The organism is Terrimonas ginsenosidimutans (genome assembly GCF_022012415.1).
Taxonomy (GTDB): domain Bacteria; phylum Bacteroidota; class Bacteroidia; order Chitinophagales; family Chitinophagaceae; genus Terrimonas_A; species Terrimonas_A ginsenosidimutans.
Genome location: NZ_JAKLTR010000002.1, coordinates 197,549 through 213,272 on the forward strand (window position 1 = coordinate 197,549; position 15,724 = coordinate 213,272).

Consider the following 15,724-nt stretch of genomic DNA (forward strand, 5'->3'; position numbering starts at 1 on the left):
ATGGACAAACAATGAAAAGCATAAAAAATAAAATATACGCCGCAGTTTTTGCAACGGTTATCATTGGGTCAGGTTGCAAGAAAGGCTTTGAAGAATTGAATACGCCGCCGGATAAGGCATCTAACGCAACGACTCCGGAACTATTCAATGCCATAGTGAGCTCCCTTCCGCTTACCGCCGGAGAGCAATCTGTATTGAACTCCTGGATCTATCCGATCACACAGCAGGGGATCGTTGTATCTGGCGCTTATCCTTATGATAACGCCAAGAACGCTGTGTGGGAGAATTACTACCTCACAATGGGTAACTTCCGCGTGATGGAAGATCGCATTAACAAGGACGCCAGCAAGGATACCTATAACAATATCATGGCGATGGCTAAAACCATCATGGCCTACCAAACGCTGAAGACCACTAACTACTATGGCAGCATGCCTTATGTTAATGCAGGATTTGCTCCCCTGTCTGATGTGACAAGATATAAGGCGACTTATGACAAACAGGAAGATATCTACAAAGCCGTGCTCACTGATCTGAAGTGGGCGGTAGATAATTTATCGACCAATGCTAACCAGGTTTCTCTTGGTGCATACGAGACATTGTTGAAGAATAACATTCCTCTTTGGGTGAAATTCGCCAACAGTCTTCGTTTGCAGGCCGCTGTAACAATGCACGATAAGAACCCTGCATTCGCTGCACCTCATATTACCGAAGCCCTCTCCAAGCCATTACTGGTGGACGGTGAAGATATCGGTCTGTGGCCAACTCAGATCCCCAACCTGAAATTTGACTGGAGACAATGGTCTTTCTCTGCAAACTGTTACCTGCGTATGGGTACCACAATGTGGAACCTGATGTCTGCCAACAACAACACCGATGGCAGCGGCATCTTTGACCCGCGTGCAAAGATCTATTTCGAAACGAACGTAGCCGATCAGTGGGCTGCTTACCCGCAGAATCCAACATCAGGTACGCCTTCTGAAGGAGGTGCTCCTTACAACCTGGAGAAACGCACCGCAGCCTGGGCTGATAAAGGCACCGGTAATAACAGCTCCAACTTCAATTTCTATTTTGAAAAAGATATGACCAATATTCCTGAGCTGATGCTGACAGCTTCACAGGTATACCTGCTGAAAGCAGAAGTGTATAACCGTGGTATCGGTGTAGCGGCAAACGCAGCTACAGCAAAGCAGGAATATGAAGCAGGTATCAAAGCATCCGTAAACATGTGGACAAAAGTTGCCTTCTCTACACCTGATTGGGTGGTGAATAAGCCAGCTGCTGCTACTGTATCTGCGGGAGTGTTGAACACCCTGATCACCAGTCCCGCTGTAGCTTATAGCGCAACACCCGCTACCGCATTGAACCAGATCTATGCACAATACTGGGTGAGCACTTTCAAACAGCCATGGGATGCCTGGACGCTGATGAGGAGGACCGGCGGCAAAACACCAATGTCAACTACCAATACGCAGTACTACGCTGCTAATTTTGGTACATACAACAGGTTTGTTTATCCGGATAATGAATTCAGCTACAACTTTGAGAACTGGAGAGCTGAAACCGGCTCCAATGATCTTCCTTCGAAGAAGATCTGGTTGCAGCCATAGAGGGAGAGCGTTTTAAAGTTTAATAGTGTAAGGTTTAAAAGTTTGAAAGGTTTGAAAGGTTTGACACGTTTGATACGTTTTTAACCTTTCAAACCTTTCAAACTTCTCAAGCCTTTCAGACTTAGTTTTTAAAATAGAATAATGACTATCAGGAAAATCTTAACCGCAGCGTCCTTTGCTTTGCTGCAGACAAGTGGAGTTCATGCACAGCAGAACGTTCATCCATCTTCTGTTAAATACGAATATCCCGCGGAACCTGAAGTAAGGGAGAAGCTGGAGAAATGGCGTGATCAGAAGTTTGGGATCATCCTGCATTGGGGATTATATGCTGTTCCGGGAATCATTGAGTCCTGGAGTATCTGCAATGAGAGCTGGATCGAGCGTGATAGCACGATCGCGTATGAGGATTATAAGAAATGGTACTGGGGGCATGCCAGCCAATTCAATCCTGTAAATTTCGACCCCGAAAAATGGGCCGGCGTGGCAAAGAAAGCAGGAATGAAATACCTGGTGTTCACTACCAAGCATCATGACGGCTTTAATATGTTTGATACAAAAGAAAGCGACTTCAAGATCTCGAACGGACCTTTCAAAGACAATCCCAAAGCTGATGTACTGAAACATGTGTTTGAATCATTCCGTAAACAGGACTTTATGATCGGCGCATATTTCTCCAAGCCTGACTGGCATTCGGAGAACTACTGGTGGCCCAAGTATGCAACAGCAGACAGGAACAATAATTACGATATCCGTAAGTATCCGTGGCGTTGGGATAAATACAAGCAGTTTACGTTCAACCAGCTCAGTGAGCTGATGCATAACTATGGCAAAGTAGATATTCTCTGGCTGGATGGAGGCTGGGTACGCCCGCGGGAAACGGTGAATGAAGAAGTGTTGTCATGGGGAGCTCCCATTCCTGAATGGAGCCAGGATATCGATATGCCGAAGATCGCTAAAATGGCGAGGCAGGCACAACCCGGCTTGCTGATGGTTGACAGAACCGTTCACGGTCCATATGAAAACTACCAGACACCGGAGCAACGTGTTCCCGAAGCGCAGCTCAGCTATCCCTGGGAAAGCTGTATGACATTAGGCGGAGCCTGGGGGTATGTACCCGGAGATCAATTCAAATCAGCAGCGAAGGTGATCCATACACTCGTTGAAGTTGTTGCCAAAGGCGGCAGCTTATTACTCGGTGTTGGTCCCAAAGCAGACGGTACTTTCCCCGATGAAGCCAATGAAAGACTGCTGCAGATCGGGAGCTGGATGGATCAGAATGGTGCCGCGCTTTACAACACAAGGATCACGAAGAATTATCATGACGGCAATACCTGGTTCACCCAGGATAAAACAGGCACAACGAAATATGCGATCGTGTGTTTACAGGAAGGGGAGAATGTAGTGAAAGGGATTTCCTGGAAAGGCAATGTTCCAAAAAAAGGAACAAAGATGAAATTGCTGCAAACCGGAGAGACCGTGAAATGGAAACTGGAGGACGGCGCTGTGCGTGTAACTCTTCCGGCATCTGTTGCAAAGTTGCAGACTGCTGCATTGGCATTCTCCTTTATTGCTGAACCCGAATAGACAGTATTTATTTACAATGGACTTTCTTATCGTCTCACCGTGTTGGTGTTAGCGGTGAGGCGCTAAGAGAGTATTTAAGGCAGATCTTAAAAACCTGGTACCAGGTATAAGATCAGTTAACCATCCCGCAGTTATTATTGTAACCCTCTCACTTCTTTCTCTTTCTTGATCTCCTTTAATGAATTTGCATTCATGATGATGATCGGTGTAAATGTTGTCGGAATGATCACCAGGAAGCTAAACCCCTGTTTGAAGGTAAGAAAGATCCCGATCACCAGTAAGGCTACAGATGCTCCAAGCAACATATAGGTTGATGCTTTCAGCGTTTTCTCGTTTTTTATTAATTCTTCATTGCTTAGTTCTGCTGGTTTTCTTGCTGCCATGATGTGTGGTTTCAATTTCGCGCAAAATACAATGAATTATATTTTTTGTGACGATCAATTTTAAAGCAATGTTGTTTAGTTAAGGATTTTTCCGAAAGTTAATTCGATGGCCGATGGCCGATGGCCGTTGACCGTTGACCGTTGACCGATGGCCGATGGCCGATGGCCGAAAATACATATACCTGCTAGTTAATACCCTATACCAATTAGGAGCAATAACTTCCATCCAAATGCGGCGATCGGCCATCAGTCATCGGACATCGAGCTAGTGTAGTAAGATCTCGTGACTAAACGACATTGAATTTTAAAGTACGGCGTAAGCCGATGGGAACGTATTCGGCGATAGTCCGTTGACGCATCACAGAACAATCTTCATCATTTTTTTCTTTTGCTGACCTCGCTGATAAACTGTGAGAGTTCCCTGAAATAGTTAGCTGTATCATCCCACATGGGAAAATGAGCGCCATCAGGGCAGAGATAAACTTTTACTGAAGTGTTTGCGAATTGCTGTTTAAGTTCGTGATATCGCTCGTTGTGAAGGAAATCATGCCGGGATCCCAGCAGGAACACGGGCACACGTATATTCTTCATCATAGACGCATAGTCAACTTCAAATATGTTGAAATTATATTTTCCTCCGCCGGGCGGCGAATAATGTCTGGTGCTTCTTGCAAGGGGATCAGGGATCTTTCCCGGCTTGCGGTAATACATCGTTCTTCCGTACAGGCTGTCATTTACCTTGCGATAGTCTTTTTTTAAGCTGATCAATAAAGCTGTATCGGCGATCGGAAGCCCTTTACTGATCGAATCTACTTGTGCGCGGTGTGAAGCAAAACGCGGAAAGTTGATTGTTTTCTCCCTTACTACGTTTTCCATACTGTCCATCAAGGAAAAGAAATAGTTGGTGTCATTCGCCGGGAATCCGGGGATATTTGATAAGATCAATCCCCTTAGATGTTGTCCATATTTCGCAGCATAAGCAGTCCCCAGCATGCCGCCCCAGGAATGGCCAAGCAGGAAGAAATGGTCAATGCCCAAACCTTTCCTTACCTCTTCTACTTCTTCAACAAACCGGTCAACATGCCAGATGGATGAATCATCCGGCTGATCTGAAAAGTAGTTCCCTAATTGTTCATAGAGGTATACAGTAAGGTTCGCATTCCTGAGGTGTTCGGGAAAGTTTTCAAAATACTCATGCGTTTCGCCGGGACCGCCACTGAGCAGCAATAAGCTGTTATGTCCATTGCCGGTCTTTTGCGTGAATACGTTGTATTTGCCACCGTAAACTGGGATGAACCGCACACCGGGTGATGCTATTTTGGCATGGTAGACACTGTCTTTCTGCTCCTGTGCAGTGAGCACTAGCGTGAGCAGGATGGCGATCAGAACGAAACTTGTTTTTCTCATTGTTCCTGGCAGGTTAATGGGTTGATGTTGCGTGTTAGATTATGAAAATACAATCTTCCGGGGATCATCAGCGAAGGTTTCTGGGAAGCAATGAGGAACCGTCCCGGAGAGTTCGGGGAGATCGGCCAGATCGTTAATACGTTACGGAGCAATCTCGCCCTACTGGCGCCACCAGTTTTTTTCCTTCACGAGTGCATAGGTCAGTTTTTCCACAACGATCGAGACAGCTGCTGAACGTAGATCTTCCGAAGGGTTAGGTGCTGCGGCCGGCGTGTCTGCAATGTCCTGGCGCAGTAGCAAACGTAGTTTAACAGATCCCGCTGATGCGATCTGGTAAAGCGCAAAGTTTTCGGGTACAGACAGATCGATCGTTTCTGCCGGGCATCCGGAGAGCGGATACTGGATTAGAAGGTCGCCAATACGGAGCGTGTCGAGATCACGGAGGTCTTTGATAAGCTTGTACATAAATTGTTTTCCATCCGGCCTTTGTGATCAATGCTTGTCAGGGAGGCGCTTCGCTATCAGGTATTTGCTTTGCTAACAAGGGGATTTATTCCGGGACCGCAAAGGTAGGTCCGCATCATTGGGGAAATTGTAGTTGACGCAGGTATTCTCCTGTCAAGGATCGTCGACAGCTTCATGCGTAAAGCCGCAACCTGCCGCTTAAAAGATGTTTCCGTGTTCCCGCTGCTGTCTTGCCGGGATTCTTTTCCGCGGAATATGCCTTCTTAAAGGTGTAACAACTGATCCGGTTCAAACGTTTCTTTGTATAGTCTTAATCATTAAACTGATCATTTATGAAGAGGGTTACCCGATTATTCTTCCTGTTTATACTGGCCGGTTTTCATGCTGATCCAGCCCTTTCCCAATCACCGGATTCTATAAGACCGGATTATAACCCGAGACTGACCAACGCCGAAGCCGAATGGTTGAACACGCATATTCCCGATCGCGGGGATTTCGATTTCAAAGGCAAAAATGTAGCCTTTGCCGAACTGCTCACCGGCGGCTTTTATGGGATCGGGAAATTTACGCTCCCGCTCCATCAGAAATATATTTTCATTCCCGGGATCAGTGAATCATTCCACAAACTTTTTATATTGACCGAAGAAGAGAAAAAGCAGACGGCAGGACTCGATGCGATCTTCGTTCTGGGAAACAGCAAACATAAAGGGAAAATGAGAAGATTGAAGCGGAACGGACTTCTGTCATATTACTCCAACAACTATCCACAGATCCCGGATGATGCAGGTAAAGATGATAGCCCTCTTTTAAGTTCTGCAAACGCGGTCTTCTTTAACGAGGTCTACCGGTATTATCCCGACCGTCTTCCTCAGCCATTTGATTTTACCGGGAAAAAGGTGGCGATATTTTCCAGGGAGACCGATATTGAAAAGGTCAGGCGCATACCTGTTTCGTCATATGTCCAATATGTACGTGACAGGCTTGATGAGTCGGGTAGGTGCTCTCCGGAATTTACTTACCTGCTTACACCGGAACAGAAAACGGAGACCGGCGGATATGATGTGGTCATCAGTTACCGGAATAAGATCGGAGCCCCGGTACAGGGGCTGATCGATAAACTGAAAAAAGAGTATGAGCCTCAATAAATGCCGTTTATTTCACTCCCTTATCGTCTTGCCAGCTTGCGGGTAAAATATGGTGGTGCTATGCTGAGAAAGCATTCAGCAATTCATTTGCTTTTGAAGTTCGTGAGTTATGGTGACTGATCCGGCATCGCTTTCTACGAGAACCTTATTATCCAGCAAGCGGTTTTATAAACGCAGGACTGTAAGTGACCGGATGGGTGTTGCCACGGTCTCGAAAGATGCTGAGTACTGGTGTTGGTACTTTCCTGGACTGATCAAAGCCATTTCTTTCTTTTGAACCACACATAAATAGAAATTGTTACAACGGCCATTAGCACGTAAACTCCGGGATAACCGTATCGCCAGTTAAGTTCGGGCATCGCTTTGAAGTTCATTCCATAGATACCAACGATGAATGTCAACGGAAGAAAGAAAACGGAGAAGATGGTCAGAATGCGGATCGTTTCATTTGTTTTTTGCGCTGCTGCGTTGAAATAGAAGTTGAGCAAATGATTTATGTTCTCGGAAAGCGAATCGAAAATGCTTTGTTGTTTTACATACAGATCACGCACGTCTCTTGTATAGGCAGTGGAGTTCTCTTCCGGATCCACCTGATCAATAATATCAAAAGAAAGAAGCAGGATCCTGCGGATGACATCAACTTTTCTTTTCAGAAAATACAATCCTTTAAGAATAGGTTTGCGTTTGTCTTTCAGGAAAATATGTTCTTCATAATAGTCAAGCGCCTTGTTGAGTTTGCTGGCAGGTTGATCGAAAGTCAATAGCGCTGCCCTGATGATCTCGATATAGACATGCAGAGGTGTTTCGCAATCGCCGGGTTGGACCTGGTGTTTGCTGATCGATCCCAATGCCGACCATTCTTTTCTGTGTACGGAAATAATAAAGTCTTTACTTACGAATATGGATACTTTATTCGTCAGCTCCTGTACAGTATCAGATTCCATATCGTTGTCGGGTGAATAGATGCGAAGAATAGAAAATGTATATCCTTTCAATCTTTCGTGCTTGGGGAGATGGTCGGCTTCAGTGGCATCCTGAACGGATTGTTCCTGCAGGTTATAACGCGCTGCAATGTCTTTTAGGTCTTTTTCATCGGGGTCGGAAACATCGAGCCAGTCGTAATGCTGATTGTCTTTTGTTGCAAGTTGGTGTACCATAGGCAGTTAAAGGCAATCGTGGTGCCAAAGAGTTTTTCCGGATATAATATTACAGGCGATAGCGGATGCCTGTAAGCGATCAATCTTTTTGGTGGTGCAACAGTAAAGGGTCAGTCAGCGTTTATGGCGCGATGAAAGAACAGTATTTGAAGAAGTATTGGGCGGAGGGACAGACCCTGTTCTTTGTGCATTTCCGGGATGGAAATGCCGTCCGCCAGATCGAAGCGACGTCACGGCGAACAGTGTATCTGACCCTGGAAAATCCAGTTGACGGTGAGTCAACTCTTTATGATCAGCATTTGGATGATCTTTGTGCCGGGCCTAAAGATTTTATCACGGCAGAGGAGTTTGAGCGTGCATGGAGTAGAAAATAGCGTGAGATCCCGGGAATGCATGCAAGGTTTTTGTCATTGAACACTGGTAATGTTTTTTTGGATCAAGCTTAAAAGTTGTGGGATGGTTGTTTAAATGTTTAAATGTTTAATGGTTTAAAAGTTTAAAGTTTTTGCTTTTGCTTCGGTCCCTCGCCTGATGTAATCAGGCTTGGCGGTATGCTGCAAATGGGTTATTATCACTTGTCCACTTACAGGTTTTTAAGCGATAGCTGCCTGATCGGGCACAAAAAACCTGAGCACGCCTTGAAGCGATACTTGCTCCGTAGATACGACATTCTGGCACGCGAAGCCAGCTGATGTGTTGCTGATGATAATCATTCAGGGTCAAACTTCGCGTGTTTTTGAAATGGTTGTTAGTCGTCGTTAGTTCGTCTCTTGGTCGTCCTTTGGCCGTCCAAAGTTTGACGGGATTTTAGGCAGTGAAAAATGCTGACAAGCTGACACGCTGAGGGCGATAAATCTTTTGAGCGACTGGAGAAGGTTACCTCCTCCGCTTCGCTACGGTGGAAGGGCAGCCAGAAGTTATGCGAGCGATGCTCATCCGGAACATTTCAACCAAAGCCATTTCGACATGATCCGTTTTTTTGACCTTGTTTAAATGCGAAAGGGTTGCAACCGCAGCTTCAATGCTCCCGTTGCAACCCATTTACTTTTTAAAGAGGGCTATATCGCGGAGTCCCGCAGCGCTTTGATCTTATCATGAGCCGACTTAATATCCGCGGACTGCGCGGTGACCAGCGAAAGCGCTTCACCGCTAAGGCTGCCATCGGTCAATGCAGTGGTGTAGGCTTTCTTGATCGCATCTTCACCACGCTCAGCTTCCGCCAGAATGCTTTTGCGATCGCTGCCGCCAAACAATGATTTCACGTCTATCCATGCGCGATGGAGCGTTCCCGCAAAACTGTTATCCGTTTCCGGATCACCGGCTGATGCTGCAACAAGGGCTGTCAGCTCCTGGGAGAACTTACGGCTTTGCGTTGCATATTCCTGGAAAAGAGCTTTGAGATCTACGTTTTCATCTTTTATATCTGCCAGCACTTTTTCAAATCCCGCAATCCTGTCATTGTTGATCTCAATAAGATCATTGAGTACACTGTTTCTTGTTTCTGTCATTGTAGCCATAATGATTGAGTTTTATGCGAATAAAACGACAAGGAGTATGCCATGCGGAATGTGAGAAGAAAAATGAAAGCACATGTTACCCTGGCCGGACTGGCATGCGTAAGCTGGCATCTGTTTCCCCATTCTTTGCCAGCGGGGAAAATAAAAACCCTCTCGCAAAAGCGAAAGGGGAGACACAATTAAGCACTGCGTTTCTAAGAAAGCAGCAAGCGAATATAAGGGAATGAGTTGAATCGCTTTATCCAGATTAACCCTGATTGTTTTTTGACGGCAAACGGAGAACCTTTCTGCAAACGCCAATTCATCTCGGGGACTTTGTTCAGCAGATCAATAATAATCTCTTAAGTCCGGATCTTTCATTTGGCGCACGGTGAAGACAGGGTGGGACCTGGCTTTCAGGATGATCAACGGCCAATCTCCATAAGTGGCCATGACCGAGACTTACCGGATGCGCATCAGGATTAGCCTGATAGTGCAGATCGAAGAAATGCTCGCTCAAAAATGATTCAAAGCCTTCATCAGTTCCATGATATAATTTCCTGAGTTCCTTACGTATTTCCGGAATAAGGACTTTCTTCCTGCCTTGTGAGTTTGGCAGTATATCACTTGGATCTCCATGGTAGGTGCATAAAAAAGTATCGGTTGGTACAGGAGACCGATCTACATGAAACGAATAAACATCGGTGGGGAAAAATGGGTATGATTCATCCCTGTCATAAGAACGGATCACATTTAGTATGGGTGATGCGCCATGAGCTTTCAAAGCCTTCAGATCATTTAAAAGGATCTCACGTGCAAGTTTCCCTGCTTCACTCAATTGTAGTGCATTGAGTTCTTCTTCACCGATCGTTGCTATATTTTCGGTCAGCTCTATCATATTGACGATCTCAGAAAAGTCGCCGGTTAGTTTTCTGGTCCAGCAGATTGCATTGATCACTCCGGTAAAAGGAGTTGAGACCAGGTCCTGGAAATTCGAGACGCAAAGAATTTGATTCTCAGCATGAGATAGGTCTATCATTGCGGCTAATATAGCTATAAAATCATTCGGCAACAAAGTAAGGGCAGCCTTACCGGGCTTTCGTCCAAAGAACGAGGCCGCCTCATACTGTGAAGTGAGACAGCCTCTTTTCTTTTAACAGGATAAGGTTCTGTTATTTATTGGATCCTGATAGTAACGGTCGTTCTTTTCCCGTTCCCAGGTGCGTTGATCGGTATAGCCGTTAACCAGTATATCCCGGCCACTAAGTTTCCCGTTTGGAAGGATACCGGTGAATTATTCTGAGCCACATTTACATTGGATTGTGAGATCATCTTGCCGTTTGCTGTTGTGATCTGCAACGTGTAATCTCCTGCCGGCAATCCTGCGATGTATTGCGTGCTGCTCTGGGTCGCAGGATTAGGGAATACCCTAAACCTATCCGAATGGTCTTCACCGCCCCAGGAGAGCTGGATCGTATTGGAATAATGGATGGCGCCTGAAAGGTCATGTATGATCAGCCGGTACAGGTTTCTTCCCGTGTGAGGTGATTTGTCAGGGAACTCATATTTCGCTTCATTGCTGTTGCCAATGGCGAAAATGTTAGCGATATCAACGAAGCCGGAGCTTCCGGTGTTTTTTTGCAGTGTATAGTAACTGACCTGTTCTTCACCTTTTGCAGTCCAATAGAGATTGATGCGCTCATTGCCTTTAGCGGCTGTGAGAGACAACTCGCGGACGGGGAGTGTCAGATGACCGATCACCTTAACGTACACCCTGTATTCTGATGAGTTTTGAGCACAGCCATAGCGAATTGCAGTTGCTGTATAATATCCATCAGCGGTTACAGAGGGAATATTGTAGGTATTTCCATCCCCCAGCCAGGTGTTGCCCGCATTGTACCAACTGACGGGATCAGTTGATGTGGCTATGAGTTGAAGCGGAGTGCCTTTGTATACAGTGATGGTATCTGCCTGGCGTGTTCCGTTGTTGCCGGTAACAAGCGGCGTAGCCATGCGTCTTCGTACGTCGTATATCCTTAAGGTGCTTAATACGTTTGCCACGCCACCGAGGGAGATCTCTACCCGGTCAAAAGCTGTGGTCATTGGTATGCTAAGCAAATACCTGTTGGAGGAAGAGGAAAGCAAACGTAATGAAAGCCCGGTTTGTGCCGTGCCGATGACGGTTCCCGCAACAGGGCCATTATATGTTTTAAGTTGCAGTGCCGCCAGCAGGTTCAGATCAAGCAGCCCCGACCCAGGATCGCTGATCACGAGTTGCAGCGAATCTCCTGCTTTTGCCTTTGTATTAAATATGACCGTTTCAAAAACTTCGCTTAACACCTGTGCACCTGTGCTGATCGTTGCGTAAGTATTCAGGTGGCCTGCTCCCTGATCCACTGTATTCCATGGTTGGAACACAGTACCTGTTGCGGATAAAAGGTTCACGACTCCGTTTCCTCTCACGCCCGATAATATATCAATGGCATTGCCTTGTGAAGCGCAGGGGATGGGATTGCTTTCCATAATATATGCATCATAGATCTGCATGCTTAAGGCCAGCGAAAGTAATTCGCCGCTCAGCTTCACATAAACACCTTCGTAGGATTGAGAGGGCGTCATGGTGAGCTCCAGTTCGCCAGCGCCATTTAACAGATTGATGAGAGAAGCGCCTCCGTATAATTTGGTCATTGAAGTTGCATTGTAGCCGGCAGCATTACCTGCGCCCGTGCCAAGTACGGGCGGGATCCCTGCTGTAACAGGGTGAAGACCGCTGTACACGCCTACTTCAATTGCGTCAGCCAAACCAAGCAGACTTTGCGGAAGACTCATTTTAATTGTTACGGGAACCCCGGCATTGATATGTTTTGCTGTGCTCAATGTTCCATCAGTCGTGAAACCCATAAACTGCGTGACAGCCGCTATACCTGCGAGGCCGGCAGGAATGACAGGGGAGGAAAAAGTTTTTGGATCACTGTCAGTTGCAAAGTTCGGATCAATGATGCTCCCGAATACTGTTTCCAGACCGAGGGCATACATCCCCGTTCTATAGCCGCCCTGGAAGTTTGCATATGTACGTGATTCAGTTTGTGCACACGCCTGAAAAGAGCCGGCACTGCATAGCCCGGCCAAAGCCAGACCTATCAAATGTTTCATAAGGTAGTTTATTTACGGGTGGCAAAAGTAGATCAAAGAAAAAACTGCCTGTACCTGATACGGATCAATCAGTACCCTTAATCGGTCATCGATGATGAACGGTTGTGTGAACAGATGAGTGACCCGGGAAGATGATTGTGTACTCTACGGTTTCCTCTTAAGCAATGATACGTTGGGAGAAGGTATACTTAACGGCCAAGCAACCAGGCTCTTATTAGAATAAACATATATAGCTATAGTGAAATGCGGTTCTGTGGAATAATTCGGGCGTGTATACTGATTGTAGTGATCCGTTTCGGGTAAGGTGAGTAAAGGTTTCCTCTACTTCAGAGCCGCACTCCTGCATGCATGTTTGTCAGATGATTGGCGATAAAATTGCAATTTCTTATACTAAACGTTACTGTGCAAACCAACATGTCCCATCACCATTTTTCCGAAGAGCAGCTGCTTGACATCTTCGCGAAAAGCAAAGACGCTACCGCGATATACACCGGCGAGCAGTTCTATCTCCAATTTGCAAACGAGCGATTCGTAAGGCTTTTTGGGAAAGCGCCTGAAATCATCGGGCAGCCATTACTGGAAGCTATTCCGGAGTTAAAGGATCATATATATTCCCAGCTACTGCAAGCGGTGTGGAGGAGCGGCGAAGCGAAGACGATCGAGAGCTTATCAATGCAGGTTGATGGTATGACTTCTCCCGCATTGTTTGATCTGGTATACTTTCCTGTACAGGATGCTACCGGCCGGACATATTGCATTGTTCAGACGTCCATAGAGGTAACTGAAGCAGTTGACCGCCGCCGCCAGGCCGCTATGCGTGAAAAAGAAACGCTTGCACTGAACCAGGAGTTGCGTACTAAAAATACTCAGTTGCAGGAGCATCAGGCTCAACTCGAACGGACATTCAGCGCTGTAGAAGAAAGCCGCTCCCGTATCCGCCGCATGATCGATTCTTCTCCCGTTGCAATGCTCATCCTCCGCGGAAGCAATTTTGTTTTTGAAGAAGTGAATTCCGTTATGTTACAGATGATAGGTAAGGATAGTACTATTAAAGGAAAGCCATTAATGGATATTATGCCTGAACTGAAAGGCCAGCCAATACTGGATGTGATAGACAGAGCCTTCCAAAGCGGTAAAGAGCAGCGCCTCAAAGAAGAACGTGTAAGATTCATCAGGGATGGAAAAGCCTTTCAAGGGTATTATAATGTCACGTACACACCTCTTTGGGAGGATGGGATCGTGACGGGTATTTTGCAGTCGGCAGAAGACGTTACAGAAGCAGTACGTGCACGTCAGCAAATTCAACAGGCGGAGGAACGTTTGCGGCTCGCCGTAGAGGCTGCCCAGATGGGAACTTTTTCTGTACATACTCAGACGCTGACTATTCAGGGCTCAGACCGGTTCCGTGAATTATTTGGCTTTGACCGCCAGGAGACGCTTTCTTATGATCGATGCATGCAGCAGATCAGGGACGACTTCCGCCCTGACGTGATGAACAAACTGAATGCTGTAATGAAAACCGGAGAACGGATCGAGATCGAATTTCCTGTGATGGATCATTCCGGCGGGGGTACACGCTGGCTACGGGGAGGAGGTACGCTTCAACGGGATCATCAGGGAAGCGGAGGATATTTTACTGGCATCGTGGTTGAGATCGAACAGATAAATTAGGACAAGATCAGTCAGTCGCCAGCCATGATCAGGTTACTGGAATGTATTTGCCGTTTTTTAAAATACTTTCATGCCGCTCTACTTCTATAAGTCAACTGCAAGGAGAAGGCGGGGTCCAATATGAAATTACCTTAAATCAGTCTTAGGTAATTTCATTTCGGAAATGATGGTTCCCGCAAAGATGAGCAATCCGCCAAGTATCAACCTGGTTGTGATGATCTCGTCCAGTATGAAGAAAGATGCCACTGCGGCGAAAACCGGTTCGAACAAATAAATAAGCGCCACCTTTTCTGCTTTTATATATCGCTGGGAGATGTTTGAAATAGTATACATATAAGCTGTAGCGAAAAATGCGCAATAAAGGATTCCCGGCCAGAAGTGCTTTGTTTCCGGCAGCCAGGTAGCGGAACTATCGGCGGCCGCCACACAGAGCATGATGAGTGTACATGTCAGGAACATGGGGACGATGGTGGGTATGATATCATTCTTTTCCGAATATTTTTCAATATGGATCAGGTAAACGGCGAAGAAGCATGATCCTGCAATTGTATAAAGGTCTCCTGCGCCGATAGAGAACCGGTCATTGACGGAGATGATGAAGAGGCCGGCCATGGCAACGATTGCGGCAAGCCAGATCCTTTTATCGACAGATGTTCTGTATACGATCAGCTTCAGGACCGGGATCACTATTACACACATGCCTGCAATAAAAGCGCATTGAGACGCACTGGTATGTTTTAATGCGAGTGTTTGAAGATATATCCCGAGAATAAGCGGTATTGCCAGGGAAATACCTCCGGCAAAGGACTTTTTGCTAAGCGACTTCACCTGGCGGAAAAAGATCACCGTCAATATCAATGTTGCAAGCAGGAACCTGTAGAACAGGAACGTAGATTGAGATACACCACTGACAGCCATTTTCGTTACAGGGAATGAGATTCCCCAAAAAGCTGTTCCCAGTATCAGGAGACCTGTGAAAATATGTCGCCTGTTTGTTTTTTGTGACTGCATATAATATTTCCCGCAGGATTTGATCGGAAGGATAACCGCCGTTACAACTCTTTCTTCATCATGATGTCTGTTTGCACATCTTCCCCCAGTTTGAAGACATGTGAACTGAATGGAACGAATCCGTTCTTCTCATAAAATCTGATGGCTTTTGCATTTTGTTCCCATACGCCAAGCCAAACATAGAGGGCGTTCCTTTTTTCAGCTAGATCGATCGCAAGATCAAAGAGCAGCTGCCCTACTTTTTTACCCTGATACTGTTGTGAAACATAGATGCGCTCGATCTCGAGTGCCTGGCTGTCCTGCAATTCCGTTTGGGAAGGGCCGTAATTTACTTTCAGATAGCCGATCACCTCGTCGTTTGCTGTTGCAAAATAGAAGTCTGAATTTTCGTTCGCTACTTCACTGGCCAGCTTTTCCAGAGAAAGGCTTTCCGTGAGATAGTGAGCCATATTCTTTTCACTGTTATGTTGCGCAAAGGTGTCCAGGAACGTCCGTTTGCTGATCGTATGCAGCTCATTTATATCCGATGCGGTTACTTTCGAGATCCTTATTTCTTCCATCAGGAGTTGTTGTGTCATTATAGAATGGGTGAGAACGTGGCTGTTCCGTGATCCTTTGTTCATGACACAAAACTACTAACCG

Annotated in this window: 14 protein-coding genes; 5 read left to right on the plus strand and 9 right to left on the minus strand. The window is 46.1% G+C overall.

Going from position 1 to position 15,724, the window contains the following annotated elements; translation table 11 throughout:
* The first annotated feature begins 11 nt into the window (after window positions 1–11).
* The gene (locus LZZ85_RS03405) at window positions 12–1,610 is read left to right on the plus strand and encodes a SusD/RagB family nutrient-binding outer membrane lipoprotein (RefSeq protein WP_237868535.1); all 1,599 of its coding nucleotides are present in this window, start codon (window positions 12–14) and stop codon (window positions 1,608–1,610) included.
* A gap of 141 nt (window positions 1,611–1,751) precedes the next feature.
* On the plus strand, window positions 1,752–3,194 hold the full coding sequence (locus LZZ85_RS03410; protein ID WP_237868536.1) for an alpha-L-fucosidase: 1,443 nt from the start codon (window positions 1,752–1,754) through the stop codon (window positions 3,192–3,194).
* A 134-nt stretch (window positions 3,195–3,328) separates the two neighbouring features.
* Here the strand turns inward: LZZ85_RS03410 and LZZ85_RS03415 are convergent, their stop codons facing one another.
* The 3 genes from LZZ85_RS03415 to LZZ85_RS03425 all read right to left on the minus strand — a co-directional run bounded on the left by LZZ85_RS03415 (window position 3,329) and on the right by LZZ85_RS03425 (window position 5,449).
* Entirely contained in the window at window positions 3,329–3,577 is a 249-nt protein-coding gene (locus LZZ85_RS03415) for a hypothetical protein (RefSeq protein WP_237868537.1), read from the minus strand.
* A 375-nt stretch (window positions 3,578–3,952) separates the two neighbouring features.
* On the minus strand, window positions 3,953–4,984 hold the full coding sequence (locus LZZ85_RS03420; RefSeq protein WP_237868538.1) for an alpha/beta fold hydrolase: 1,032 nt from the start codon (window positions 4,982–4,984) through the stop codon (window positions 3,953–3,955).
* A gap of 159 nt (window positions 4,985–5,143) precedes the next feature.
* Window positions 5,144–5,449, minus strand: a complete 306-nt coding sequence (locus tag LZZ85_RS03425) for a hypothetical protein (RefSeq protein ID WP_237868539.1) — start codon at window positions 5,447–5,449, stop codon at window positions 5,144–5,146.
* A gap of 332 nt (window positions 5,450–5,781) precedes the next feature.
* Between LZZ85_RS03425 and LZZ85_RS03430 the strand changes: the two genes are divergently transcribed.
* Window positions 5,782–6,594, plus strand: a complete 813-nt coding sequence (locus LZZ85_RS03430) for a DUF8192 domain-containing protein (RefSeq protein WP_237868540.1) — start codon at window positions 5,782–5,784, stop codon at window positions 6,592–6,594.
* Window positions 6,595–6,848: 254 nt separating this feature from the next.
* On the opposite strand, the gene LZZ85_RS03435 is transcribed toward LZZ85_RS03430, so the two are convergent.
* The gene (locus LZZ85_RS03435; RefSeq protein WP_237868541.1) at window positions 6,849–7,751 is read right to left on the minus strand and encodes a magnesium transporter CorA family protein; all 903 of its coding nucleotides are present in this window, start codon (window positions 7,749–7,751) and stop codon (window positions 6,849–6,851) included.
* A gap of 146 nt (window positions 7,752–7,897) precedes the next feature.
* On the opposite strand from LZZ85_RS03435, the gene LZZ85_RS03440 reads away from it, so the two are divergent.
* A complete protein-coding gene (locus tag LZZ85_RS03440) occupies window positions 7,898–8,125 on the plus strand; it encodes a hypothetical protein (RefSeq protein WP_237868542.1) in 228 nt (75 codons plus the stop codon).
* Between the two features lie 684 nt (window positions 8,126–8,809).
* Here LZZ85_RS03440 and LZZ85_RS03445 read toward each other — a convergent pair.
* From LZZ85_RS03445 to LZZ85_RS03455, 3 genes are all read right to left on the minus strand, one after another.
* Window positions 8,810–9,268, minus strand: coding sequence for a ferritin-like domain-containing protein (locus LZZ85_RS03445; RefSeq protein ID WP_237868543.1), 459 nt, complete (start codon window positions 9,266–9,268; stop codon window positions 8,810–8,812).
* Between the two features lie 319 nt (window positions 9,269–9,587).
* Window positions 9,588–10,286, minus strand: coding sequence for a hypothetical protein (locus LZZ85_RS03450; protein ID WP_237868544.1), 699 nt, complete (start codon window positions 10,284–10,286; stop codon window positions 9,588–9,590).
* 137 nt (window positions 10,287–10,423) lie between these two features.
* Entirely contained in the window at window positions 10,424–12,400 is a 1,977-nt protein-coding gene (locus LZZ85_RS03455) for a T9SS type A sorting domain-containing protein (protein WP_237868545.1), read from the minus strand.
* Between the two features lie 402 nt (window positions 12,401–12,802).
* Here LZZ85_RS03455 and LZZ85_RS03460 point away from each other — a divergent pair, with 402 nt between their 5' ends.
* A complete protein-coding gene (locus LZZ85_RS03460; RefSeq protein WP_237868546.1) occupies window positions 12,803–14,071 on the plus strand; it encodes a PAS domain S-box protein in 1,269 nt (422 codons plus the stop codon).
* A 126-nt stretch (window positions 14,072–14,197) separates the two neighbouring features.
* Here the strand turns inward: LZZ85_RS03460 and LZZ85_RS03465 are convergent, their stop codons facing one another.
* Together LZZ85_RS03465 and LZZ85_RS03470 are read right to left on the minus strand one after the other, a co-directional pair.
* The gene (locus tag LZZ85_RS03465; protein WP_237868547.1) at window positions 14,198–15,082 is read right to left on the minus strand and encodes a DMT family transporter; all 885 of its coding nucleotides are present in this window, start codon (window positions 15,080–15,082) and stop codon (window positions 14,198–14,200) included.
* 41 nt (window positions 15,083–15,123) lie between these two features.
* Window positions 15,124–15,660 (minus strand): GNAT family N-acetyltransferase, encoded by a 537-nt coding sequence (locus LZZ85_RS03470; RefSeq protein ID WP_237868548.1) that lies wholly within the window; start codon window positions 15,658–15,660, stop codon window positions 15,124–15,126.
* Window positions 15,661–15,724 lie beyond the last annotated feature (64 nt).

Coding starts and splice junctions, on each gene's coding strand:
- LZZ85_RS03405 (WP_237868535.1), top strand. CDS start 12: ATGAAAAGCATAAAAAATAAAATATACGCCGCAGTTTTTGCAACGGTT.
- LZZ85_RS03450 (WP_237868544.1), bottom strand. CDS start 10,286: ATGATAGACCTATCTCATGCTGAGAATCAAATTCTTTGCGTCTCGAAT.
- LZZ85_RS03445 (WP_237868543.1), bottom strand. CDS start 9,268: ATGGCTACAATGACAGAAACAAGAAACAGTGTACTCAATGATCTTATT.
- LZZ85_RS03455 (WP_237868545.1), bottom strand. CDS start 12,400: ATGAAACATTTGATAGGTCTGGCTTTGGCCGGGCTATGCAGTGCCGGC.
- LZZ85_RS03410 (WP_237868536.1), top strand. CDS start 1,752: ATGACTATCAGGAAAATCTTAACCGCAGCGTCCTTTGCTTTGCTGCAG.
- LZZ85_RS03425 (WP_237868539.1), bottom strand. CDS start 5,449: ATGTACAAGCTTATCAAAGACCTCCGTGATCTCGACACGCTCCGTATT.
- LZZ85_RS03465 (WP_237868547.1), bottom strand. CDS start 15,082: ATGCAGTCACAAAAAACAAACAGGCGACATATTTTCACAGGTCTCCTG.
- LZZ85_RS03415 (WP_237868537.1), bottom strand. CDS start 3,577: ATGGCAGCAAGAAAACCAGCAGAACTAAGCAATGAAGAATTAATAAAA.
- LZZ85_RS03435 (WP_237868541.1), bottom strand. CDS start 7,751: ATGGTACACCAACTTGCAACAAAAGACAATCAGCATTACGACTGGCTC.
- LZZ85_RS03420 (WP_237868538.1), bottom strand. CDS start 4,984: ATGAGAAAAACAAGTTTCGTTCTGATCGCCATCCTGCTCACGCTAGTG.
- LZZ85_RS03430 (WP_237868540.1), top strand. CDS start 5,782: ATGAAGAGGGTTACCCGATTATTCTTCCTGTTTATACTGGCCGGTTTT.
- LZZ85_RS03470 (WP_237868548.1), bottom strand. CDS start 15,660: ATGACACAACAACTCCTGATGGAAGAAATAAGGATCTCGAAAGTAACC.